At 65.3% G+C, this 22,156-nt stretch carries 21 protein-coding genes; 8 read left to right on the top strand and 13 right to left on the bottom strand.

The window, feature by feature from the left end; all coding sequences use genetic code 11:
* Window positions 1-142 precede the first annotated feature (142 nt).
* On the bottom strand, window positions 143-793 hold the full coding sequence (locus tag LPW26_RS10030; protein WP_238734811.1) for a CoA transferase subunit B: 651 nt from the start codon (window positions 791-793) through the stop codon (window positions 143-145).
* An 11-nt stretch (window positions 794-804) separates the two neighbouring features.
* Complete coding sequence (locus LPW26_RS10025) at window positions 805-1,521, bottom strand: CoA transferase subunit A (protein WP_238734810.1); 717 nt, start codon at window positions 1,519-1,521, stop codon at window positions 805-807.
* Between the two features lie 202 nt (window positions 1,522-1,723).
* On the opposite strand from LPW26_RS10025, the gene LPW26_RS10020 reads away from it, so the two are divergent.
* Window positions 1,724-3,691 (top strand): AsmA family protein, encoded by a 1,968-nt coding sequence (locus LPW26_RS10020; protein ID WP_238734808.1) that lies wholly within the window; start codon window positions 1,724-1,726, stop codon window positions 3,689-3,691.
* Window positions 3,692-3,878: 187 nt separating this feature from the next.
* On the opposite strand, the gene LPW26_RS10015 is transcribed toward LPW26_RS10020, so the two are convergent.
* From LPW26_RS10015 to LPW26_RS09980, 8 genes are all read right to left on the bottom strand, one after another.
* Window positions 3,879-4,679 carry an ABC transporter permease gene (locus LPW26_RS10015; RefSeq protein ID WP_238734806.1) on the bottom strand — a complete coding sequence of 267 codons (801 nt, stop codon included), beginning with the start codon at window positions 4,677-4,679 and terminating at the stop codon, window positions 3,879-3,881.
* A 176-nt stretch (window positions 4,680-4,855) separates the two neighbouring features.
* Window positions 4,856-5,581: an SDR family NAD(P)-dependent oxidoreductase gene (locus LPW26_RS10010; RefSeq protein WP_238734939.1), complete on the bottom strand. Its 726-nt coding sequence runs from the start codon at window positions 5,579-5,581 to the stop codon at window positions 4,856-4,858.
* A 42-nt stretch (window positions 5,582-5,623) separates the two neighbouring features.
* Entirely contained in the window at window positions 5,624-6,244 is a 621-nt protein-coding gene (locus LPW26_RS10005; RefSeq protein WP_238734804.1) for a glutathione S-transferase N-terminal domain-containing protein, read from the bottom strand.
* The gene (locus tag LPW26_RS10000) at window positions 6,241-7,053 is read right to left on the bottom strand and encodes an IclR family transcriptional regulator (protein WP_263858984.1); all 813 of its coding nucleotides are present in this window, start codon (window positions 7,051-7,053) and stop codon (window positions 6,241-6,243) included. Before LPW26_RS10000 ends, LPW26_RS10005 begins: the two co-directional genes overlap by 4 nt.
* Before the next feature lie 23 nt (window positions 7,054-7,076).
* A complete protein-coding gene (locus tag LPW26_RS09995; protein WP_238734799.1) occupies window positions 7,077-8,273 on the bottom strand; it encodes an ABC transporter substrate-binding protein in 1,197 nt (398 codons plus the stop codon).
* A 251-nt stretch (window positions 8,274-8,524) separates the two neighbouring features.
* Window positions 8,525-9,442, bottom strand: coding sequence for an ABC transporter permease (locus LPW26_RS09990; protein WP_238734797.1), 918 nt, complete (start codon window positions 9,440-9,442; stop codon window positions 8,525-8,527).
* 24 nt (window positions 9,443-9,466) lie between these two features.
* Window positions 9,467-10,612, bottom strand: coding sequence for an ABC transporter ATP-binding protein (locus tag LPW26_RS09985; RefSeq protein ID WP_238734794.1), 1,146 nt, complete (start codon window positions 10,610-10,612; stop codon window positions 9,467-9,469).
* A gap of 123 nt (window positions 10,613-10,735) precedes the next feature.
* The gene (locus tag LPW26_RS09980) at window positions 10,736-11,542 is read right to left on the bottom strand and encodes a TrmB family transcriptional regulator (protein ID WP_238734792.1); all 807 of its coding nucleotides are present in this window, start codon (window positions 11,540-11,542) and stop codon (window positions 10,736-10,738) included.
* Between the two features lie 229 nt (window positions 11,543-11,771).
* Here LPW26_RS09980 and LPW26_RS09975 point away from each other — a divergent pair, with 229 nt between their 5' ends.
* From LPW26_RS09975 to LPW26_RS09955, 5 genes are all read left to right on the top strand, one after another.
* The gene (locus LPW26_RS09975; protein WP_238734790.1) at window positions 11,772-12,605 is read left to right on the top strand and encodes an ABC transporter permease; all 834 of its coding nucleotides are present in this window, start codon (window positions 11,772-11,774) and stop codon (window positions 12,603-12,605) included.
* Between the two features lie 9 nt (window positions 12,606-12,614).
* Complete coding sequence (locus LPW26_RS09970; RefSeq protein WP_238734788.1) at window positions 12,615-13,469, top strand: ABC transporter ATP-binding protein; 855 nt, start codon at window positions 12,615-12,617, stop codon at window positions 13,467-13,469.
* Between the two features lie 3 nt (window positions 13,470-13,472).
* On the top strand, window positions 13,473-14,528 hold the full coding sequence (locus tag LPW26_RS09965) for an ABC transporter substrate-binding protein (RefSeq protein ID WP_238734786.1): 1,056 nt from the start codon (window positions 13,473-13,475) through the stop codon (window positions 14,526-14,528).
* A 133-nt stretch (window positions 14,529-14,661) separates the two neighbouring features.
* Complete coding sequence (locus LPW26_RS09960; protein WP_238734784.1) at window positions 14,662-15,333, top strand: flavin reductase family protein; 672 nt, start codon at window positions 14,662-14,664, stop codon at window positions 15,331-15,333.
* An 11-nt stretch (window positions 15,334-15,344) separates the two neighbouring features.
* Entirely contained in the window at window positions 15,345-16,292 is a 948-nt protein-coding gene (locus LPW26_RS09955) for a carbon-nitrogen hydrolase family protein (protein ID WP_238734782.1), read from the top strand.
* A gap of 38 nt (window positions 16,293-16,330) precedes the next feature.
* Here the strand turns inward: LPW26_RS09955 and LPW26_RS09950 are convergent, their stop codons facing one another.
* A complete protein-coding gene (locus LPW26_RS09950; protein WP_238734780.1) occupies window positions 16,331-19,015 on the bottom strand; it encodes a sensor domain-containing protein in 2,685 nt (894 codons plus the stop codon).
* A 168-nt stretch (window positions 19,016-19,183) separates the two neighbouring features.
* On the opposite strand from LPW26_RS09950, the gene LPW26_RS09945 reads away from it, so the two are divergent.
* Window positions 19,184-20,299: an NAD(P)/FAD-dependent oxidoreductase gene (locus LPW26_RS09945; protein ID WP_238734778.1), complete on the top strand. Its 1,116-nt coding sequence runs from the start codon at window positions 19,184-19,186 to the stop codon at window positions 20,297-20,299.
* 258 nt (window positions 20,300-20,557) lie between these two features.
* Here the strand turns inward: LPW26_RS09945 and LPW26_RS09940 are convergent, their stop codons facing one another.
* Window positions 20,558-20,740 (bottom strand): YdcH family protein, encoded by a 183-nt coding sequence (locus LPW26_RS09940; protein ID WP_238734776.1) that lies wholly within the window; start codon window positions 20,738-20,740, stop codon window positions 20,558-20,560.
* Window positions 20,741-21,140: 400 nt separating this feature from the next.
* Here LPW26_RS09940 and LPW26_RS09935 point away from each other — a divergent pair, with 400 nt between their 5' ends.
* The gene (locus LPW26_RS09935; RefSeq protein ID WP_238734937.1) at window positions 21,141-21,347 is read left to right on the top strand and encodes a YdcH family protein; all 207 of its coding nucleotides are present in this window, start codon (window positions 21,141-21,143) and stop codon (window positions 21,345-21,347) included.
* Here LPW26_RS09935 and LPW26_RS09930 read toward each other — a convergent pair.
* The gene (locus LPW26_RS09930; RefSeq protein ID WP_238734773.1) at window positions 21,337-22,071 is read right to left on the bottom strand and encodes a GGDEF domain-containing protein; all 735 of its coding nucleotides are present in this window, start codon (window positions 22,069-22,071) and stop codon (window positions 21,337-21,339) included. The two genes, LPW26_RS09935 and LPW26_RS09930, sit on opposite strands and share 11 nt — an antisense overlap.
* Window positions 22,072-22,156: the final 85 nt, after the last annotated feature.

Here is a 22,156-nt window from a genome sequence, read left to right as displayed (position 1 = left end):
GACCTCATCGAACGGCTCGAGATCGTAGGGTGGGCAAAGCGAAGCGTGCCCACCACATACGCACTCATCAAAACCACCCGCTCGCCGCGCATGCGGCGCGTGGGCATGGCGCTCCGCGCCTTTGCCCACCCTACGTCGGCAACTACGCGTTCTTCAGCGCGACGCGGAAATCGGCTTCGGTCTTGGACTTGACCTCGTCGAGGGTGACGCCGTCGGCGAGTTCGATCAGCGCCATGCCGTCATTGCCGTGCTTGTCGATGGTGAACACGGCGAGATCGGTGATCACCATGTCGACCACCTTCTCGCCGGTGAGCGGAAGGTTGCAGCTCTTCAGCAGCTTCGGGCCGTCCTTGGCCGAATGCTCCATCACCACGACGACGCGCTTGACGCCGGCGACGAGATCCATCGCGCCGCCCATACCCTTCACCATCTTGCCGGGGATCATCCAGTTGGCGAGGTCGCCGTTCTGGGCGACCTGCATGGCGCCGAGGATCGACAGATCGATGTGGCCGCCGCGCACCATCGCGAACGAATCCGCTGACGAGAAGTAGCTGGTCGACGGCAGCTCGGTGACGGTCTGCTTGCCGGCGTTGATCAGGTCGGGATCTTCCTCGCCCTCGTACGGGAACGGGCCCATGCCGAGCATGCCGTTCTCACTCTGCAGCACGACGTCGACGCCGTCCGGGATGTAGTTCGACACCAGCGTCGGAATGCCGATGCCGAGATTGACGTAGAAGCCGTCGCGCAATTCCTTGGCGGCGCGGGCGGCCATCTGTTCGCGGGTCCAGGCCATCAGATGTCTCCTCAGCTCGCCGCGGTTTCGGGGCGCTTGCGCGTGGTGCGCTGCTCGATGTGTTTCTTGGCGGTGCCGACTTCGATGATGCGCTGGACGAAGATGCCCGGCGTATGGATGTGGTCGGGATCGATCTCGCCGGCCGGCACCAGATGCTCGACCTCGGCGATGGTGATCTTCGCCGCGGTGGCCATCATCGGATTGAAGTTGCGCGCGGTCTTTCGGTACACGAGATTGCCGGCGGTATCGCCCTTCCAGGCGTGCACGATCGCGATGTCGGCGAACAGGCCACGCTCCATCACGTACTTCTCGCCGTCGAATTCGCGCACTTCCTTGCCTTCGGCCACCAGCGTGCCGACGCCGGTCTTGGTGAAGAACGCCGGGATGCCGGCGCCGCCGGCGCGGATGCGCTCGGCCAGCGTCCCCTGCGGGCAGAATTCGAGTTCGAGTTCGCCGGCGAGGAATTGCTGCGCGAACAGCTTGTTCTCGCCGACGTAAGACGAGATCATTTTCTTGATCTGCCGGGTCTCGAGCAGCCTGGAGAGGCCGATGCCGTCGACGCCGGCATTGTTCGAGACGACGGTGAGATCCTTGACGCCGGACTCGCGCAGCGCGTCCGAGAGAGTCTCGGCGATGCCGCACAGCCCGAAACCGCCGGACATGATCATCATGCCGTCCCGCAGGATTCCGGCGAGTGCCGTTTCGGCGTCGGGATAAACCTTTTTCATGGAGCAGGGACCTGATGAGAGGAGCTGTTCTGCGAGTGGGTCTATTCAGCAAAATCGGCGCGAGCCGTCAATTGCGCCCACAGGCTACGGCCCGGAAGGCCTTGAAACAGACAAGAAAACCGATCAAGTTGCCGGCCGACCGAGGGCCGGCGGGGGCCCTGCCCTCATCATGCCCACAAATCGATCCGGATAGTCATTGGCGATGGCCCAAGGAATCAGACGCCTCGGGATATCGGTGGCGGCGCTGATCGCCATCGTGGTGATCGGCGCGCTCGCGCTGTCGCTGCTGATCGACCGGGGATCGATGCGCCAGGCCGTCGAGTCGCAGCTGCGCGCCGCGACCGGGCTCGATCTTGCGGTCGACGGCGATATCGACGTTGCAGTGTTTCCGCGCAGTTATGTCACCTTCAACGCAGTCCGGCTGAAGGGCAACGGCGACGGCGGACCTGAAACCGCCCTCAGCGTCGAGACACTCACGGCCAATCTGCGATTATTGCCGCTGCTGCTGCGCCGCTTCGAGATCGCCGACATCGCACTGATCCGGCCGACCATCCGGGTGGTCCGCGATGCCGACGGTGGCAGCAACTGGACGCCTTTCATCAAGAGCCTGACGCGGACGATGAAGCCGGGGCTCGACGATCAGGTGTCGTTCTCCGAAATCCGGCTGCAGGACGGCACGCTGACCTATCGGGACGACGCCAGCAACGTGTTGGAGCACATCAGCGACATCGATCTGGCGCTGGCTTGGCCGTCGATCTCGCGCACCTTCGCGGCCGCCGGCCAGTTCGACTGGCGCGGCGAGCGCATCGACGGCAGCATCAGCGTCAATGACTTCATCGCGGCGCTGGCGGGGGAGCGCTCCGGCCTCAAGCTGCGGCTCGCCGGCGCGCCGATGAAGCTCGCGTTCGACGGCGCGATCGCCAATAAGTCGAGCCTCGTGCTCGAAGGCACGCTGTCGGCCGACAGCGCCTCGCTGCGCAACGCACTGCGCTGGGCCGGCCAGGAACCGCCCGGCGCCGGCGGCTTCGGCCGTTTCGCCATGAAGGCGCGCGCCAGCCTGGTCGGGCCCGCCGTGGCGCTGACCAACGTCAATATCGAGCTCGACAAGAACGTCGCCGAAGGCGTGATGACCTACACCATCGCCGGCGGCCATCAGGGCCTGCAGGCGACGCTCGCCGCCGGTTCGATCGACGCCACGCCCTACATCTCGACGGTCCGGCTGCTCGCCAGCGGCGCCCGCGACTGGAACAGGCAGCTGTTCGACCTCGGCTCCACCAACCCGATCGACCTCGACGTACGGCTGTCGGCCGCCAAGGTCGTGCTCGGCTCCTCGACGCTGGGGCGCACCGCGCTCAGCGCCAATCTGCGCGGGGGCGCGCTGGCGCTCAGCGTCGGCGAGGCGCAGATCTATGGCGGCATCGTCCAGGGCACGCTCGGCGTGTCGCGGCGCGACAACGTTGCCAACATCAAGACCCAGTTCCAGTTCAGGGACGTCGATCTCCAAGCCTGCGCCTCCGACCTGCTCGGCGTGCGCAATCTGTCGGGCCGCGGCAATCTTGGTATTTCGCTGGAAGCCACCGGCTCCAGTCCGTTCGGGCTGGCGCAGTCGCTCGACGGCTCGGCGCTGCTCACCGGCCATGACGGCGCCATCACCGGCTTCAACGTCGAGCAATTGCTGAAGCGGCTGGAGCGCCGGCCGCTGTCGGGCGGCGGCAATTTCCGCAACGGCAAGACGCCGTTCACCACCCTCAACGTCGCAGTGCGCTTCAGCGACGGCGTCGCCACCGCCGACGACATCCGCATCGACGGCCCCACCGCGAAAATCTCGCTGACCGGCACGGCCTCGGTGCCGTCGCGGGAATACGATCTTAAAGGCGTCGCCAGCCTCGCCAACGCCTCCGGCGCGGCGGCCGGTTTCGAACTGCCGTTTATCGTCGAGGGCCCCTGGGACGATCCCCTGATCTTCCCCGATCCGGAAAGCCTGATCCGCCGCTCCCCCGCCTCCGCGCCCCTGCTCGACGCCGTCAAGGACAAGAAGACCCGCGACGCCGTCCGCTCCGTGCTCGAGCGCATCACCGGCGGCGGCCGCAAGAGCGAGCCGGACACAGCAGCCGAGCCCCCGGCAGCGCCAGCCGCCACCGCACCGGCCACCGAGCCGAAGGCGAATTAGTTTCACCGAACTCACAACGCCGTCATGGCCGGGCTTGTCGAGAGAGCGAGCCCCCTCCTCCGTCATTGCGAGCGAAGCGAAGCAATCCAGTCCCGCGCACTACGCTGGATTGCTTCGTCGCAGAGCCTGTGCTCGGACGGCGCGAAGCGCCGATCCGGGTACTCCTCGCAATGACGGTGGAAAGGCTTCACATCGGCGCGGCGTTGTCGGCCTGGGTCTTCGACAGTTTCGCCGCCAGCGACGCAATCACGATGGCGACCGTCACCACCGCGACGATCAGCGTGCAGATCGCGTTGATCTGCGGCTTCACGCCGAGGCGGACCTCCGAGTAGATCCGGATCGGCAGCGTCGCCGAGCCGGGGCCGGTGGTGAAGCTGGCGATTACCAGATCGTCGAGCGACAGCGCAAACGCCAGCATCCAGCCGGCCGCAATCGCCGGCCAGATCAGCGGCACGGTGGCGCGCAGAAATGCTTCGACCGGGCCGCAGCCGAGGTCCATTGCGGCCTCTTCGACGCTGCGGTCGAGCGCGTGCAGGCGCGACTGCACCACCACCGCGACGAAGCACATCGTCAGCGTGGTGTGGGCGATCATCACGGTCCAGAATCCGCGCTCGGCATTCAGCGCGACGAACAGCAGCAGCAGCGACAGCCCGGTGATCACTTCCGGCATCACCAGCGGCGCATACAGCATGCCCGAGAACAGCGTGCGGCCGCGGAAGTGCCCGGCGCGCGACAGCGCTACAGCCGCCAGCGTACCAAGCACCGCGGCCGCCGTCGCCGAGGCGATCGCCACGCGCAGGCTCATCCACGCCGCGGCGAGCATCGCCTCGTCCTGAAACAATTCGCGATACCAGCGCAGCGACCAGCCGCCCCACACCGTCACCAGGCGCGAGTCGTTGAACGAATAGATCACCATGATGACGATCGGCAGATACAGAAACGCCAGACCGAGCGTCAACGAGACGAGGTTGAAGCGCGAGAGTTTCATGGGTAGGCCGGCCTTCTCCTTCGTCGCCACCGTTTCCAAGTAGCGCAGAAGTCCTCATCTATGTGCGGCCTACTCGCCGGTTTCAAGCGCGTTATCGATCGCTTGAAGCCTCCCAGATCCTCAACTGCGGCCTCGTCATCCTAAGAGGCGGTGTTTCTGTCAGAAGCAGAACCGCGCTAGCTATGCAGTTGACCGAAGCCAGCTTCGACAGTCAGGACCGATCCGATGGTGGACCTCGCGCCGGGACGCGCCAAATAGGCGACCGCGTGGGCAACCTCGTCCGGAGATACCATGTGTCCGGTCGCCTGCCGGGCGGCGAATTCGCTGACGTCCCGACCGGTCTGTGTCGCGAGACCGCGCACGAAATCCGTATCGACCGTGCCGGGATTGACGCAATTGACGCGGATGCCTTCTGAAACCAGGTCTGCGGCCATCGCCCGCGTCAGCGCCTCGACCCCGCCTTTCGTCGCCGAATACAGAGCACGCCGCGCCAGGCCGGTCTGTGCCAGGCACGACGCGATGTTCACGATGGCCGGATGGCGCGACTTCCGCAGGTGAGGCAGCACCAGACGCGAGACCCGCGCCACGCTGATGAGATTGACATCGATCACGCGCGACCAATCGTCCATCGTTCCGTCTTCGATGCTGCCGTAGAAACTGATACCCGCATTGTTGACGAGGATGTCGATGCGGCCTTCGCGCGCGACGATGTCGTCGACCGCGGAGCTGATTGCGGCGTCGTCCGTCACGCTGCCCTGATAGGCGGTCCAATCAGCCGGCACCTTGTCGACGGTGAGATCGAGGATGTTGATGCGGCCGCCCTGCTGCGCGAGCAGTTCGCCTGTCGCTCGTCCGATGCCGGCCGCTCCGCCGGTGATGAGAATGACGCTGTCCTTGAACATGCCGCTCACGATGTCTCCTGTTCGATCCGGTTTCTCACGAGGTTACGCAATGGCGCGAAGTTGCGTCTGCTGCATCGAGCGTCGCTCCGCGAAGCGTGCATACCAGTCGGCAAGCGACGGCACCGTGTCCCGCCAACCCGGGCAAAGCTCGCGAAAATCGATATAGCCGAGCGCACAGGCGACCGTGACGGTCCCGATATCGATCGGTTGCTCCAGATATGCCAGCCAGTCGCGCTCCAGCACATCAAGGCTGGATTGAATTTTCGCGGTCTGCCCGTCGAGCCAGGCCTGCCAGCGCAGCTCGGGCGGGCGCAGTGCATTCTCGAAACGGACCAATACGCCCGCGTTCATGATTCCGTCGCCTAGCGCCTGCAGGCAAAGCGCACGCGCGCGTTCAAGAGGTCCTGCGGGAAGTAACGGCGGCCCATCATGCAACGTGTCGAGATACTGGCAGATCACCCCACTGTCGTAGAGGGCGGTGCCGTCATCCAGAACCAGGGTTGGGATGTGGCCCGTCGGATTGTGGGCGACGACGCTTGCAGCACGTGCGACCGGACTGACAACCGCCGACACCCGCTCGAGCCGATCGGCAAGGCCGGTTTCATGGGCAAGCACCATCACCTTGCGAACGAACGGAGATGCGGTTGAATGATAGAGTTTCATTTGTCAGCTTTCGCCATCACGCGCGTGGCCCGCGCTGCGTTTGTGTCTCGCGGACGGAAAGCGCCGCGCATCTGCTCTTCGAGTTCAGCCTTAGCCTCGAACAGCATGGGAATATAGCGGCGCTCGATATCCTCGAGTGTCGCCAGTGACGCGATGGCGATCAGGTTGATGACACAGATGACTTCGTCGCCGTGTTTGACCGCAACGGCAGCGCCACGGTTGGTCTTCAAAAACTCCTGATCGGAAACCGCGTAGCCGCGCTCCAGCGTGGTCTTGACGATTTTGTCGACAGCCTTCGCGTTGCGCGCCAGCTTCTCGAACGGATCGCTCGACAGACGCAACCTCGCGAGCAAATCGGCGCGTTCGTCCGGCGCCATATTGGCGAGATAGACGCGTCCGGTTGCCGACGCCAGCATCGGCACGCGCGACCCGATCGAGCGATTGCTCGACAGCATGCCGGGTTTTCGGTTGGTGTCGACGATGACCATCTTGTCGAGCTGGAAAATCGCCAGATCGGACGGCCAGCCGAGTTTCAGGCGCAGCCGCTCCATGATCGGCCGCGCTGTCTCCACCAGATGATTTTCGTGAGAGATGTTGTTCGACAAGGCCAGCGCGCGCAGCCCGACCGTGTAGGTGCGCGCCGTCTCGTCGAACGAAAGATACCCCACCTGCCGCAGGCTTTCGAGCAGCCGCAACGTCGTCGCTTTCGGCAGTCCGGTGATGTCGCGGACTTCCGACAGACCGACCGGACCGTAAGCGTTCACGGCTTCAAGAACGAGAAGCCCGCGCAACAGAGCGTTGACGGGCATCTTCGCTGCGTCGGGCAAGGTCGTTAGTTCTTGATGAGAGGACATCCGGACACAGCGATGTCCTCGAAGGCTTCGTTCGCCGGCACGGTACCGACGATCTCGAAGCTGTCGCCCGGCATGGTCGCCGCACCCGGCTTCTTGGCGCGCGCGACGTACATGTCCATGATCACGCGGCCATTGCCCTTGATCGATGCGTTCTGGATCAGCGCCTTGTCGCCGATCGGCAGCTCTTTCATCTTCGCGACCACATCGGCACCCTTGTCCGATCCGACGGCCGCAACGGCCTTCAGATAATGCGTGACCGCCACATAGGTGTTGGCGTGGATCATGCTCGGCATCTTCTTGTGCCGCTCGACGAAACGCTTCGACCAGGCACGCGTGGTCTCGTTGAGATTCCAGTAGAACGGCGTCGCGAAATGCAGGCCTTGCGCGGTCTCCGGCCCCATCGAGTCGACTTCGGGCTGGCTGACATAGAGCGCCACCATGCGGCCGGGAATCGCGAATTCCTTGGCCTGCTTCATGGCGGTGATCAGATCGGATCCGCCCACAGCAAGGGCGACGACATCCGCGCCGGATCCTTGCGCCTGCAGCAGGAACGACGAGAAGTCCGCCGTATTGATCGGATGCTTGACGCTGCCGAGCGTCGTTCCACCCGCGGCCTTGATGGCCTTCACGGTTTCCGGCTCGAGGGCGTTGCCGAAGGCGGAATCCGTCGTCACGAAGAACCACTTCTTGCCGCCTTCGCGGACCAGATCCTTCGCCACCGTGTTTGCGAGTGCGTAGGAGCTGGTGGCCCATTGCGTACCCGACGGGGAGCAAAGAGCACCACTGAAGCCCGGCGCGGTGCCCGCGGTGTTGAGCATCGTCTTGTTGAGTTGCGTCGCCATGCTCTGCGCCGCAAGCCCTGCTGCCGACGTGCCGCCGTCGGTGATGGCGCTGACACCTTCGACCTCGAAGAAGCGCCGCGCGATCTGCGACGCGAGATCGGGCTTGTTCTGATTGTCCGCGACAACGACCTCGATCGTTCGTCCAAGCACCTTGCCGCCGAAATCCTCGACAGCCATGCGCGCGGCAAGCGCCGATCCCGGGCCGCCCTGGTCCGCATAAGGACCGGATTGATCGTTCGAAACGCCGATCTTGAAAGGTTGCTCCTGCGCCTTCGCGCCCGGCATCACTGCGATCGAAACCGTCGCGCCAAGCAGCAGAGCAAATCTCAACATGGTGTTCTCCCCGACGAAGTGAGCCCGGCGTTTCAATGCAGGCTCTTCCGATCGATGTCTTTGCATCCGCTCCGGCGGATGTCAAAAGAAATGAACCGTCGGTCCATCTGATGGACCGATCGGGATTCGCACGGATGCGGACAGGCTGACCACGCGGTCGAGGAAGTCGCTCTGCTATCGATGACTTATCCACCGGGCGGCCGCATTCCGCGTCCGGGGTGAGAGCCGGATGGGCTGAGCCATCGCAGCTATCACCGTCCTCCTTCGAGCTGACGGCGCTGCACGCGTTCGTAGATCAAGAGCGGCAGCAGCAGAACGCCGAGCAGGACGACCGCGATCGCCGAGGCCACCGGCCAGTCGCGATTGGTGAAGAACTCCAGCCACAGCGTCTGCCCGATCATCTGCGAGCCGGAGCCGGCGAGCAGATCGGGGATCACGAATTCGCCGACGATCGGGATGAAGCACAGCAACACGCCGGCGCCGATGCCGGGCAGCGACAGCGGAAACGTCACCAGCCAGAACGCCTGCCGCGGCGAGGCGCCGAGATCGGCCGCGGCCTCGCCGAGCGCATGCGGCAGCTTGGCCAGCGTCGCATACAGCGGCAGCACCATGAACGGCAGATAGGAATAGACGATGCCGACATACATCGCAGTGTCGGTCGACAGCCACACCAGCGGCGCGGAAATCAGATGCAGCGCCAGCAGCGTCTTGTTGAGCAGGCCGTCGTGCTGGAGAATGTTGATCCAGGCGTAGATCCGGATCAGGAACGAGGTCCAGAACGGCACGATCACCAGCATCATCGCGAGCGGCTGCCAGCGGCGCGGCAGCCGCGCCATCGCGTACGCGATCGGATAACCGATCAGCAGCAGGATCGCGGTCGACACCGCCGCCACGACAAGGCTGCGCAGGTAGGACAGCACATAGAGGTTGTCCGAGATCAGCAGCCGGAAATTGTCCAGCGACAGCGCCGCGAACGCCGCCATCAGAGCGTCCCAGCCGGCGGCGAGATCGAACACCGGCGTGTAAGGCGGCTGCGCGATCGCGCTCTGCGACAGGCTGATCTTGACCACGAAGCCGAACGGCACCAGGAAGAACAGCGCCATCCACAGATACGGTGCGATCACCGCGAGCCGCGCCGGTCGGGTGAATATCTCGCGTGCGCCGCTCATCGCCAAGCTCTCATCGCGCTGCCCTCATCTGTCCAGCACCACGCAATCGTCGGGGGCGAACCACGCCACCACATGCTGGCCGGCCTGATACACGTCGCTGTCGAGCCGCGTGGTATTGGCCATCTTGGCATGCAGCACGGCGCCGGCATCGAGCCGCACCTTGTAGCTCGTCAGGCCGCCGACATAGCCGACCTCCACGACCTCGCCACCCAGCCGGTTCATCGCATCGGCATGGCCCGGATCGGTCGCCGGACCGCGCCGCGACAGCTTGATTTTTTCGGGCCGGATCGCCAGCGCGACCGACGCCGCATCGATCGGCTGAGCCGGCGCGGTCGCCGTCACCGCGCCCGCACCGCTTGTCGCCACAGTCAGCCGCCCGTGCTCACGCGACGTGATGCTGCCGTCCAGGATGTTGACGTCGCCGACGAACTCCGCGACCCAGCGCGACGCCGGGGTCTCGTACAGCCGGCGCGGCGTGGCGACCTGTTCGAGCTTGCCGGCCCGCATCACGCCGATCCGATCGGCCACCGTCATCGCCTCGTCCTGATCGTGGGTGACGATGACAAAGGTGGTCCCAAGCTTCTTCTGCAGCGCGATCAGTTCGAGCTGGGTGTTTTCGCGCAGTTTCTTGTCGAGCGCCGCCATCGGCTCGTCGAGCAGCAACAGCTTCGGCCGCCGCGCCAGCGCGCGGGCCAGGGCGACGCGCTGCTGCTGACCGCCGGAGAGCTGGTCGGGCCGGCGCTTCTCCATGCCTTCGAGCTTCGCCAGCGCCACCATCTCGGCGACGCGCTGCTTGATCTCCTTGCGCGGCAGGCCGGCGCGCTTCAGCCCGAAGGCGATGTTGTTCGCCACCGACAGATGCGGGAACAGTGCGTAGTTCTGGAACATCATGTTGACCGGGCGCTCGTGCGGCAGCACCGGCGCGATGTCGTCGCCGCCGAGCAGGATGCGTCCGCTGTCGGGCGTCTCGAAGCCCGCGAGCATCCGCAGCAGCGTGGTCTTGCCGCAACCGCTCGGCCCGAGCAGCGCAAAGAACTCGCCGGCCTTGATATCGAGTGACAGCCCGTCCACCGCGACGAAGCCGCCGAAGCGCTTCTCCACCGCCTCGATCCGCAATAGCGGCGCACCGGCGATCTCGGCCGGCGTGGCATCCCCAGCGTGCTCAGTCATATCCCCGGTATCCGCCCCCATCCTGATCCGATCACAACCGCAAAGCTGTAGCGGCCAATCGCGGGCGGCTCAACAGCCGCGAAGCTCGGGCTCAGTACGCCACGCGACGCCGGCGCGCTCGCGTCAGTCTTCGGTCTCGTCAGTCGCGATCACCGCCTGCGCGTCGGGCGTACTCAGGCTCCACATCGCGTCGAACATCGACGCTTGAAACGCCGCAAATTCGGCGCTGTCGATGATCAGGCCGTAGCTCTCCCGCGCCGACGAGATCAGGCACACCTTGTTGCCGTAGATGAAGCAGGTCATCGACAAGGTGTGCGCCTGCGGCGCGTAGCGCAGCTCGCGGCGGTGCTCCTCACTCGACGGCCAGATCGGCGCGATGTCGCGCTCGGCGGAGCGGATCACCCGCAGCCAGATGCCGCGGCGGGCGCGCTCGATCAGATAGCGCTCTATCTCCTCCAGGCCGGGCTCGGCCATCAGTTCGCGCATCGACAGCGTCGCGCGCAGTACCTTGTCGCCGCCCGACAGCGTATCCCACAGCGTCGTGCGGATGCCCTCGGGCCCCGGATGGAAGCGCACGTTCGGCTGGCCGCTCTCGTGATGATACATCGAGCGCAGCACCGGCATGACGTCTTCCAGCATCTGCCGGCGCGCCTCGAGCCGCTCCAGCAGGATGCCGGGCTCCTGCGCGACCACAAAGCGCCGCTTGCCGTGGTCGACGAAGCGCACCAGCCCCTCGGATTCCAGCTTCGCCAACGCATCGTGGGCCGTGGTCCGCGGCAGGCCGGCCTTGGCCGCAACCGCCGTCACCGACGCGCCGCCGAGGCCTACGGCGGTCAGGTACAGCTTGTACAGCGATCCCGTGATGCCGATCCGGGCCAGTTTCGCTTCGATATCCACCATCATTCCCCACAGCGCCGGCAGGCCGACCATGTCCGATCCGGACCGCTACGTCTATTGTCGGATTTATCCGATACTTTATAGTCATTTCCCATGTCTCTGCGCGCATAGCCGGCAACTGGCGTCACTATGTGCAGTATTTGGTGGGTTATGCCTGAATTATATTCCGACAGCCGCCGATTCAAGATTGACGGAATTGTCCGACATAACCATGCTCCAATGGTGCCTCGTTGTGGAGGGCACGACCAAAGGAGCAGTGCAGATGGAAGCGGAAGCCGATGCGGGCCGCCTGCCGGTCGACGCCACGAGGCCGAAAACCACGATGCTGCAGACCGCCTTTTCGGGCCGGCCGATGCGGGCCGCGGTCGGTCTGACGGCATTCTTTGCAATCTGGCAGGCGGTGACCCAGCTCAACCTGGTCGACGGCTTCCTGCTGCCGTCGCCGGTGGCGATCGCCGAGGCGCTGTGGGAGCTCGCGCTCGACGGCTCGCTGTGGATTCATCTCGGCGCCAGCCTGCAGCGCGTCGCGGTCGGCTTTCTGTTCGCCTGCATCGTCGGGCTGGCGCTCGGCCTGCTCTGCGGCTGGTGGCGCACCGTGTCGGACTATGTGCGGCCGGTCATCGAGGCGCTGCGGCCGATCCCGCCGCTGGCCTGGATCCCGATCACCATCCTGTGGTTCGGGCTCGGCGACGCCGCCTCCTACTTCCTGGTCTTCCTCGGCGCCGTATTCCCGGTGTTCATCGCCACCTACACGGCAATCCGCGGCCTCGACCGCAATCAGATGAACGCCGCGCTGTGCCTCGGTGCCAAGCCCTGGCAGCTGTTCACCGACGTGCTGATCCCCGCCTCGCTGCCGATCATCCTGCCGGGCCTGCGGATCGCCCTCGGCGTCGGCTGGATGTGCGTCGTCACCGCCGAGCTGATCGCGGCCCAGACCGGCCTCGGCTACCTGATCCAGCAGTCGCGCATGCTCTTCCAGATCAACAACGTCGTGGCCGGCATGGTCACCATCGGACTGATCGGCTTCGCAATGTCGGCGATCCTTGAACGCATCGAGCGGCGCGTGAACGCGTGGGCTCCTTCCGAGCGCAGCTGAGGCAATCCCATGACCGCAAATCTCGCATTGGCTATTCCAGCTATCTCCGCTGCCGCGCCGGCCTCAGCCGCCAGTGCCGCAGCCGCCGAAGTCCAGATCGACATCCGCAATGTCGGCAAGGTCTACGACTCCAAGACAACCCACCAGGCGGTGATCGCGCTCGACGGCGTGTCGCTGCGCATCAAGAAAGGCGAGTTCATCTCGCTGCTCGGCCCCTCCGGGTGCGGAAAGTCGACGCTGCTCGGCATCATCGCGGGCTTCCAGTCGGCCTCGACCGGCCAGATCCTGCAGAACGGCCGGCCGATCTCCAAGCCCGACGCCTCGCGCACCGTCGTCTTCCAGGACTACGCACTGTTCGGCTGGATGACGGTGCAACAGAACGTCGAGTTCGGCCTCAAGGCGAAGGGCATGCCGAAGGCGCAGCGTGCCGAGATCGCCCGCGCGCTGATCGCCACCGTGCATCTGTCCGGCTTCGAAGACAAATATCCGCACCAGATGTCCGGCGGCATGAAGCAGCGCGCCGCGATCGCCCGCGCGCTGGCGCCCGATCCCGACATCCTGCTGATGGACGAGCCGTTCGGCGCGCTCGACGCGCAGACCCGCGTGCTGCTGCAGGAAGAGATCGCCCGCATTTCCACCGAGGCCGGCAAGACCGTCATCTTCGTCACCCACGGCATCGACGAGGCGGTGTTCCTCGCCGACCGCGTCGTGGTGATGAGTCCGCGCCCCGGCCGGGTGCGCGACGAAGTGCTGGTGCCGCTGCCGCGGCCCCGCACTGCCGAGATGCGATCCGATCCATGGTTCGTCTCCACGGTCAAAGACCTGTGGGAGACGCTGAAGCCTGAATGGCAAAAAGGGGAATAAGCCGTGACAATCAATCTATCGCGCCGCCGCTTCGGACAGCTCGCCGCCGGCTTTGCCGCCACTTTGCCGCTCGCGGCGCCGTCGATCCTGCGCGCGCAGCAGGGCGACGTCGTCAAGATGGCCTGGTTCAACACCACGACGGTGTCGGCCCAGATCGCCCATGTGCTGATGCGGACCGACATCGCGGAACGCAACGGCCTGAAGATGGAGATGATCCAGCTCGCCGCCTCGCCGGCGATCACCGAGGCGCTGGTCTCCGGCGCCGCCGATATCGGCACACTGTCCGACTTTGCCGCCGTCACCACCATGGCGATCGGCGCGCCGGTTACCACGGTGTCGTCGCAGGCGATCTTCCGCTCGGCGGTGCTCACCACCAATAAGTCCGGCATCACTGATCTCGCCGGTCTCAAGGGCAAGCAGGTGTTCGGCACCTTCGGCATCACCGCGTTCCAGAATGCGCAGGAAGCGGTGTCGAAGGCCGGGCTGGTGCCGGGCAAGGACGTCACTTTCGTCAACGTCGGCCCCGCCGAACTCGCCGACGCGGTCGGCTCGCAGCGCATCGACGCCTTCTTCACCTACGATCCGTTCGTGTCGTTCTTCGAGAACTCCGGCCACGCGAAAGTGGTCTCGCAGAACGTCACCCCGGTGATCGTGCTGGCCGCCAACAACCGCTTCTTCAAGGATCGCCCCGCGGTGCTGAAGCGGATGCTGAAGGCGAACTCCGAAGCGCTGTTCTTCGCCAGCCAGAACAACGATCTGGTCAACGGCTGGTTTCGCACGCTGGAGCCCGCCAAGAACATCCCGGTCGAGGTGCTGCAAAAGGCGTCGAGCTACGATCCGGCGTGGAGCGCCAAGGCTTACACCGACATCAAGGCGACGCTGACTCCGGCGCAGATCGCCAAGATGGAGTTGCTCGCCAAATGGGGCGTCGAGAACAAGCTGCTGCCGCGCGTGCCCGACGTGACCAAGTTCGTCGACACCACGATCGCCAGCGCGGTCGACAAGGAAGCCGCCGCTGAGGGCTTCGACCCCAAGAGCGTGAAGATCACCCGCGCGTAAACGGGCTCAGGCTGCACGTCTGACCTCGTCATGGCCGGCCTTGTGCCGGCCATCCACGCCTTTGAGCGACTACCCCAAGTAAGAACGTGGATGGCCGGGACGAGCCCGGCCATGACGAGAACCGTTAGCCAAAATGCACGACTTGGTATCACCACCGCAGCGTCACTTCGACTTCGCCCAGATGTCCGGCGCGGATCGCTACCGGTTGATGGCCTCGACCATCATGCCACGCCCGATCGCATGGGTCGTCAGCTGTGCGCCCGATGGCTGCATCAACGCGGCGCCCTACTCGTTCTTCAACATGTTCGGCTCTGACCGGCCGGTGATCGCACTCGGCATTTTGGCGCGCCCCGACGCGCCGAAGGATACGGCCGCAAACATCCGCGCGAGTGGCGAATTCGTCGTCAATCTCGTGCCGTTCGGTTTGGTCGAGGCGATGAACGCCACCTGCGTCGAAGCTCCGCCCGAGATCGATGAACTCGATCTCGCAGGATTGGAAACCCTCCCGAGCGTCGCGATCCGGCCGCCGCGCATCGCGGCCTCGCCGGTCGCGTTCGAATGCCGCCGCACGCATTGGCTCGACACCGGCCCCGGCCAGGTGATGGTGGTCGGCGAAGTGCTCCACGCGCACTACGCCCAGCACGTCCTGACCGGCGATCCGGAGCGCCCGCGCGTCGATCCCGCCGCGCTCGATCTCGTCGGCAGGATGCATGGCGCCTCCGCCTACACCCGCACCCGCGATTTGTTCGATCTCGACCGTCCGCTGTGGCGGGACGCGCAGATCACTCCCACCACCGCATCATAAGGACTCATCAGATGGCCAAGTTGAAAGTCGCGGCCGTTCAGGCGATTACCATTCCGTTCGACGCCGCGGCCGCGACCGCCCGCACCGTCGCGCTGCTCGGCGAAGCCGCCGCCAAGGGCGTACAGATCGCGGTGTTTCCCGAAGCCTTCATCGGCGGCTATCCGAAGGGCCTCGACTTCGGCTGCTCGGTCGGTCGCCGTACGCCGGAAGGCCGTGAGGACTTCGCCCGCTACGTCCGCGGCGCCATCGCCATTCCGGGGCCCGAAGTCGACCAGCTCGTCGCCGCCTGCGCCGAGCACGATATCCACGCCGTGGTCGGCGTGATCGAGCGCGAGGGCGGCACGCTGTATTGCACGGCGCTGTATCTGGCGCCGGGCGGCCTGCTCGGCATTCACCGCAAGATCATGCCGACCGGCTCGGAGCGGCTGGTGTGGGGCTTCGGCGACGGCTCGACCCTCACCGTGGTGGACACGCCGTACGGCCGGCTCGGCGGCGCGATCTGCTGGGAGCACTATATGCCGCTGATGCGCGCGGCGTACTACGCCAAGGGCGTGCAGATCTGGGCCGCGCCCACCGCCGACGACCGCGAGAGCTGGATCGCCACCATGCGCCACATCGCCCTGGAAGGCCGCTGCTTCGTGATCGGCGCCTGCCAGGTGATGCGGCGCTCGGATTTCCCGGCCGACTACGCCAGCCGGATCGAGGCGGGCGCGGACGAGTGGATGATGCACGGCCGCTCGGTGATCGTCGGGCCGCTCGGCGAAGTGCTCGCCGGCCCGCTGCTCGACGAAGAAGGCATCCTCACCGCCGACATCGACACCGACGACATTCTCGGCGCCACGCTGGATTTCGACGCGGTCGGGCACTATGCGCGGCCGGACCTGTTCACGCTGCATGTCGATGAGCGGCCGCAGACGCCGGTGGCGTTCGGCAGCAGCGCCGACAAGGCCAAGGCGTGAACTGACAGAGCCGAAGCTGCGCGAAAGCAGGTGGGCGATCAGCTCACCTGCCGCGACCGGGCGACAGAGCTGCCGGCGCGCGGCGGCAATCCGATCAGCCAGGGATAGTCGTCGATCGGTGCCGGGCGGCCGATCAGATAGCCCTGAACCGCGTCGCAGCCTTCGTCGACCAGGAAGTCGAGCTGCTCCTGGGTCTCGACGCCTTCCGCCACCAGCGACACGCCGAGACCGTGGCCGAGCCCGATCACGGCGCGCACGATCGCGGCCGACTGCACGTTTCGGCCGAGGTTCATGATGAAGGCGCGGTCGATCTTGATCTTGTCGAACGGGAACGCCTGCAGATAGGTCAGCGACGAGTAGCCGCTGCCGAAATCGTCCATCGAGACGCGCACGCCGAGCGCCTTGAGCCGGCGCAGCAGCGACAGGCCCCGCTCGAAATCCTCGATCAGCACGCCTTCGGTGATTTCGAGCTCGAGCCGCCCCGGCTGCAGCCCGGTCTCGAGCAGCACGCGATGCACGAAGGTGACGAGATCGCTGTTGAGAAATTGCGCCGGCGAGAGGTTGACGGCGATCTGCAGCGGCTTCGGCCACGACGCCGCCTGCTGGCAGGCCTCGCGCAGGATCCACTCGCCGATCTCGACGATCAGGCCGCTCTCTTCCGCCAGCGGGATGAATTCGGACGGCGGCACGAAGCCGCGGCTCGGATGCAGCCACCGCGCCAGGGCCTCGAAGCCGACGACGTTACTCTCGGCCAGTTGTTTGCTGCTCGACGCCTGCGGCTGATAGTGCAGCGACAGTTCGCCGTTGCGGATCGCGCTCGACAGATCCTGATGCAATGCGCGGCGGCCGCGGATCTGCATGTCCATTTCGGGCGCGAACACGCTGATGGTGCCGCGCGCGCGGCCCTTGGCGCGAAACAGTGCCGCGCCCGCGTTGGCGAGCAGCGAGGCGGCATCGCGACCGTCGCGCGGGAACAGCGCGATCCCGGTGGTGGCGCCGGTGCGGACCCTCTTGCCTTCGATCTCGAAACCGGTGGCGAGTTCGTGCAAAACGCGTTGGGCGAGCTCATAGCCGGCAGCCGGCTGGGCGCCGTCGATCAGCAGTCCGAATTCATCGCCGCTGAGCCGCGCCACCACGCCGCCGCGCGAGGCTGCTTCGATCCGATGCGCGACCTCGACCAGCAGCTTGTCGCCGATGGCGTGACCGAACACGTCGTTGATCTCAGCCAGTCCGTCGAGATCGACGGTGAGCACCGCGAACTCGTCGGCCGAGCAGTCGCAGGCCTCGATCATCTGCGACAGCGATTTCAGGAAAGCCGGCCGGTTGGGCAGGCCGGTGAGGCCGTCATGATACGCCATATGCGCCATCCGCGCCTCGGTCTGGCGGCGGTCGGTGACGTCGACATGGGTCTTGATCAGATAGTTTTCGGCGCCCGCCTCGTCGGCGACCGTGATGCGCCGGGTGACGAACAGCCGGAGGCCGTCCTTGGTGCTGATCGGATGCTCCTCGACCATCAGCCCACCCTTGCGGATCGCGAGGTCGTCGCGCTCGGCGATCAGCCGTGCTTCCTTGGCATTGAAGATCTCGCCCGAGGTCAGACCGAGCGCGTCTTCGCGGCGGCGGTTGAGGATGACTTCGGCGCCGCGATTGGCCAGCACGTAGCGGCCGGTGCCGCTGTTCTGAACGGTGAGCCCGACCGGGATGTTGTCGATCACCAGCTCGAGGAATTTCCGGGTCTTGTCGAGTTCGCGCGCCAGCGCCAGACGGTCGGTGACGTCCTGGAACAGAGCGATGATGAATTCGGGTTCGTTGCGCTCGTTGCGGGCCACGACGCGCTCCGACGCGAGGACGACATTGCGATTGCCGAGTGCGATCGCGAGGTCGGAGCGATACTCGCCTTTACCCGAGGCGAGTGCCGCTTCATCAGCAGCCCGGATCGCCGCCGCGGACTCTGGCGCATACAGATCTTCGGCAGTGGAGCCGATGATCTTTTCGCGCGGCAGCCGCGACAGTCGTTCGAATGCGCGGTTCGCCAGGATGTAGCGCCCGTCTTCGATACTCTTGGCGGCCACGCAAACCGGAATGTTGTCGATCACCGATTCCAGGAACTGGCTGGTGGTCGAAAGCTGCTTCGAGATCCGGCGCAGTTCGGTGCAGTCGTTATGGGTCGAGATCGTGCCGCCATTGGCGAGCTTCGAAAACTTGACCTGGATGAAGCGGCCGTCCGGCAGTTCGCTGATGAGCCCCTCCGGCGTTGCGGCGCTCCTCAGAAACTCCTTGTTGCTGAGATCGAGCATGCCGCGCGCCCGGCGCAGCGCCAGCAGATCGCGACCGTCCATGCCTTGCCGCACGTCGGCGCGGCAGAGACCGTACATCTCCAAATAGGGATCGTTGCAGAACACCAGCCGGCCCTTGGCGTCGATGATGACGACGCCCTGCTGCAGCTTGTTCAGCATGGAATCGACCAGCACGTTCTTGCGACGTTCGGCGCGACGTTGACGGCGGATCACAGCGGTGGCCCACAGCGCGATTCCGCTGGTGGCGCAGGCGAGCACCAGGCCGCCGATCAGCAGTTCCCAGACCAGCTCCGGCTCCAGCGCGCCCACATAGCTGGTCGGCTGAAAGCCGGATTCAGCCAACGCCACGGTGCTGGAGGCGAACAGCCAAGCCACCGCCGCAGCTGACGCTGCCCCGCTGCTTGTCGTCCAAACCCTCGGCACCATGCAACACCCAACAATTTCTGATGGAATCTGGCCTGCAACTCATTTTGAACGCGTAAACACCGCAGGTCTGTCATCCAGATCGTGCCGTCCTTTCATCAATTGACGTCCGATGGTTAATCCTCCGATAACACTCCGCTCTTCTCGAAGCGGTGTGACGGAGCGGCGGTGATGGATACGGTGGAGTGCGTCGTGGTCGGCGCCGGGGTGGTCGGCCTGGCAATCGCGCGGCGGCTCGCGGGCTCGGGACGCGAAGTGATCGTGTTGGAAGCCGCTGAGGGCATCGGCACCGGCACGTCATCGCGCAACAGCGAAGTCATTCATGCGGGAATCTACTACCGCGCCGGCAGCCTGATGGCGCAGTTCTGCGTCACCGGCAAACAGGCGCTGTATTCGTATTGCCGCGAGCACGGCATCCCTCACCGCAATTGCGGCAAGCTGATCGTTGCGACGACGTCGGCAGAAGCGGACAAGCTCGCGGCGATCCGGGCCCATGCGGCGGCGAACGGCGTCGACGATCTCGGCGTGCTCGACGGCGCGGCGGCGCGTGCGCTCGAGCCGGCGCTGACCTGCGTTGCGGCATTGCTGTCGCCGTCGACCGGAATCATCGACAGCCATGCTTATATGCTGGCGCTGCGCGGCGACGCGGAGGATGCCGGCGCGGCTTTCGCCTTCCATGCGCCATTGCTCGGGGCCACGGCCGGCGCCGACGGACTGGTTCTGGAAGTCGGCGGCGAGGCCCCGATGACGCTGGGATGCCGCTTGCTGATCAACGCCGCGGGACTGAACGCGCCGGCGATAGCAGGCGCAATCGCTCCGATGCCGCCGGCGCAGATCCCAACTGCTTACTTGGCGAAAGGCAATTACTTCAGTTGCGGCGTCCGTGCGCCTTTCTCACGCCTGATTTATCCGGTGCCGGAGCCCGGTGGACTTGGGGTGCATCTAACGCTGGACCTGGCGGGCCAGGCACGGTTCGGGCCGGACGTCGAATGGATCGACCACATCGACTACGTCGTCGACCCGGCGCGGGCGGAGCGGTTCTATCCGGCCATCCGCAAATATTGGCCTGGCCTGCCCGACGGCGCGCTGGCGCCGGGCTACTCAGGAATTCGACCAAAGATTGTTCCGCCTGCCGTCGCGGTACAGGATTTTGTCATCCAGGGCCAACGCGAGCACGGCGTGGCCGGTCTGATCAATTTGTTCGGGATCGAGTCGCCGGGCCTGACCGCCTCGTTGGCGATCGCCGATTATGTGGTCGACCTGGCGCAAGCAGCCGATCGCGCCTGATGCGCGAGGGTCAGATCAGCAAATATGAGGAAGATGATCGCGCGAGCCGTTGATCAGCGCGGCCGATGATCGGCCAATTGATCGCCAGGTACTGCACCGTGGCAGATCCCCGGTCGATGCGCCGACGCCGAAGCGTCCCGGATAGATGGCGCAGACCGGAGACCGTCACGTGCCCTGCGAGACCTCGTTAGTTGCGATGCTATCAGCGCCTAAGCGCCGAACATGCGCGCAACGATGCGATGTGCTGCAGCAGTTCGGTCAGTGGATCGTGGCAGAGCCTTGCTTCAGCCGGTTGATTTCGTCCCGTACCATGAGTTTGCGACGTTTCAGCTCGGCGATACGAATATCGTCCGTGGAGGGATGGGCGAGCGCTTCGTGCAGTTGGGACTCTAGAACTTTGTGCTTACGTTCAAGTTCGACGAGATGCGACTGAAGTGCCATACGAAACCTCCTCTGTGAGTGAGACTAGATTCCATCCGGACGAGTGAGTGTACATCTCTCAGCGCGGCTGTCGATGGCTTTGAAATATCTGCGTCACAATTACTCGGCTGACTGAAACGATTCTGGATCAGCCCGGTCGATACGCGCGCGGAGATACACGTGCTGCGACGCACAGCTACACGGTTCACGCACAGTCTCGCCGCGATTGTGGCGCCGGCCATTCTCGGCTGACGGCGTGTTAACGTCTTCGCAATGATTGTTTCGCCTAAGGTCTCGTTCGACGAACGATGCAGCTGCGCCGCTTGCTCACACAGAGCGCAAAGGCGATAATCGGGCGAAACCGTTCCCACTCTCCCGCGATGGTCCGTGCTCCGTGGACCTATCCAAGCTGTTCCAGGTCATGACCGACGAAGACGAAGGCGAGTTCGGTGCCGAGCTCGCGAAGCTGCAGCAGGAACACCGCGATCTCGATGCGGCGATTGATGCGCTGCAACATTCGCCGGCCCCCGATCTGTTGCGGCTGCAGCGGCTGAAGAAGCGCAAGCTGGCGCTGCGTGACCGCATCGCGTTCATCGAAGATCAGATCACGCCCGACATCATCGCCTGACCGATCGGCCGGACGCAGCGCGCCGCTGCGCCTTGCGGACGTACATCGCCCGATCCGCGCTGGCGAGCGCCTCGGCCGCATCCATGTCACCGGTCAGCATCGCCACGCCGGCCGATATGCCGGCCGACACGGTGTGGGCGCCGAACTGGATCGGCAGCCGGTCCACCGCTTCTTCCAACGCCGCCGCTTTCTTGCGGGCGTCGGCTTCGCTGAGGTTCCACAGCAGAAGTGCGAATTCATCGCCGCCGAGCCGTCCGATCAGGTCCGACGCCCGGACGTGGCCGAGCAGCGCCTCCACCACGGCCTTCAGCACGACATCGCCGGCGGCATGGCCGAACCGATCGTTGACCGGCTTGAGGCCATCGACGTCGAGCATGATCAGCGCCCCGCTGGCGTCATAACGCTTGATATAGGCCAGTGCACGGTCGAGCTCGCGCTCGAACCCGCGGCGGTTGGCGATGCCAAGCAGATAATCGGTGTCGGCGGAGGCGCGGAGCTCGTCGATTTGCGCCAGCGCGGCCGCAAGCTGCGCCTTCAGCCGCCGGATCTTCGCCTCGGCGCCGACCGGCGCCCGACCAGACGCCACGCGGCTGCGCGGCGCAGGCTTGCCGGGCGGCTCGGCGAGCGGCTTGGCGGTGCGCGCCGGCTTCTTGGCAGCCGCGCCGGTCCGGGTCTTGCGCCCGGGGGGCCGCGCCGCCAGGGATCGGGGGGGCGTCTTTTTCATCAGAATCAACGTGAGAGCCACCACAACCCTTGCCGGTCTTCACCAAGAAAGGATAGTGCATTCCCGGCGCCTTGGCCGCAGTTGG

The organism is Rhodopseudomonas infernalis (genome assembly GCF_022271405.1).
GTDB classification, from domain to species: domain Bacteria; phylum Pseudomonadota; class Alphaproteobacteria; order Rhizobiales; family Xanthobacteraceae; genus Rhodopseudomonas; species Rhodopseudomonas infernalis.
The sequence above is the reverse complement of the archived record's forward strand: the minus strand, read 5'-3'. Positions and strand labels throughout refer to the sequence as shown.

Excerpts from the sequence above, each read along its gene's own strand:
- LPW26_RS10020 (WP_238734808.1), top strand. The coding sequence starts at position 1,724 with ATGGCCCAAGGAATCAGACGCCTCGGGATATCGGTGGCGGCGCTGATC.
- LPW26_RS10000 (WP_263858984.1), bottom strand. The coding sequence starts at position 7,053 with ATGCCCGTCAACGCTCTGTTGCGCGGGCTTCTCGTTCTTGAAGCCGTG.
- LPW26_RS09945 (WP_238734778.1), top strand. The coding sequence starts at position 19,184 with ATGGATACGGTGGAGTGCGTCGTGGTCGGCGCCGGGGTGGTCGGCCTG.
- LPW26_RS09975 (WP_238734790.1), top strand. The coding sequence starts at position 11,772 with ATGGAAGCGGAAGCCGATGCGGGCCGCCTGCCGGTCGACGCCACGAGG.
- LPW26_RS10015 (WP_238734806.1), bottom strand. The coding sequence starts at position 4,679 with ATGAAACTCTCGCGCTTCAACCTCGTCTCGTTGACGCTCGGTCTGGCG.
- LPW26_RS10030 (WP_238734811.1), bottom strand. The coding sequence starts at position 793 with ATGGCCTGGACCCGCGAACAGATGGCCGCCCGCGCCGCCAAGGAATTG.
- LPW26_RS09930 (WP_238734773.1), bottom strand. The coding sequence starts at position 22,071 with ATGAAAAAGACGCCCCCCCGATCCCTGGCGGCGCGGCCCCCCGGGCGC.
- LPW26_RS09940 (WP_238734776.1), bottom strand. The coding sequence starts at position 20,740 with ATGGCACTTCAGTCGCATCTCGTCGAACTTGAACGTAAGCACAAAGTT.
- LPW26_RS10025 (WP_238734810.1), bottom strand. The coding sequence starts at position 1,521 with ATGAAAAAGGTTTATCCCGACGCCGAAACGGCACTCGCCGGAATCCTG.
- LPW26_RS10010 (WP_238734939.1), bottom strand. The coding sequence starts at position 5,581 with ATGTTCAAGGACAGCGTCATTCTCATCACCGGCGGAGCGGCCGGCATC.
- LPW26_RS10005 (WP_238734804.1), bottom strand. The coding sequence starts at position 6,244 with ATGAAACTCTATCATTCAACCGCATCTCCGTTCGTTCGCAAGGTGATG.
- LPW26_RS09960 (WP_238734784.1), top strand. The coding sequence starts at position 14,662 with ATGCACGACTTGGTATCACCACCGCAGCGTCACTTCGACTTCGCCCAG.
- LPW26_RS09980 (WP_238734792.1), bottom strand. The coding sequence starts at position 11,542 with ATGGTCGGCCTGCCGGCGCTGTGGGGAATGATGGTGGATATCGAAGCG.
- LPW26_RS09995 (WP_238734799.1), bottom strand. The coding sequence starts at position 8,273 with ATGTTGAGATTTGCTCTGCTGCTTGGCGCGACGGTTTCGATCGCAGTG.
- LPW26_RS09935 (WP_238734937.1), top strand. The coding sequence starts at position 21,141 with ATGACCGACGAAGACGAAGGCGAGTTCGGTGCCGAGCTCGCGAAGCTG.
- LPW26_RS09970 (WP_238734788.1), top strand. The coding sequence starts at position 12,615 with ATGACCGCAAATCTCGCATTGGCTATTCCAGCTATCTCCGCTGCCGCG.
- LPW26_RS09990 (WP_238734797.1), bottom strand. The coding sequence starts at position 9,442 with ATGAGCGGCGCACGCGAGATATTCACCCGACCGGCGCGGCTCGCGGTG.
- LPW26_RS09950 (WP_238734780.1), bottom strand. The coding sequence starts at position 19,015 with ATGGTGCCGAGGGTTTGGACGACAAGCAGCGGGGCAGCGTCAGCTGCG.
- LPW26_RS09955 (WP_238734782.1), top strand. The coding sequence starts at position 15,345 with ATGGCCAAGTTGAAAGTCGCGGCCGTTCAGGCGATTACCATTCCGTTC.
- LPW26_RS09985 (WP_238734794.1), bottom strand. The coding sequence starts at position 10,612 with ATGACTGAGCACGCTGGGGATGCCACGCCGGCCGAGATCGCCGGTGCG.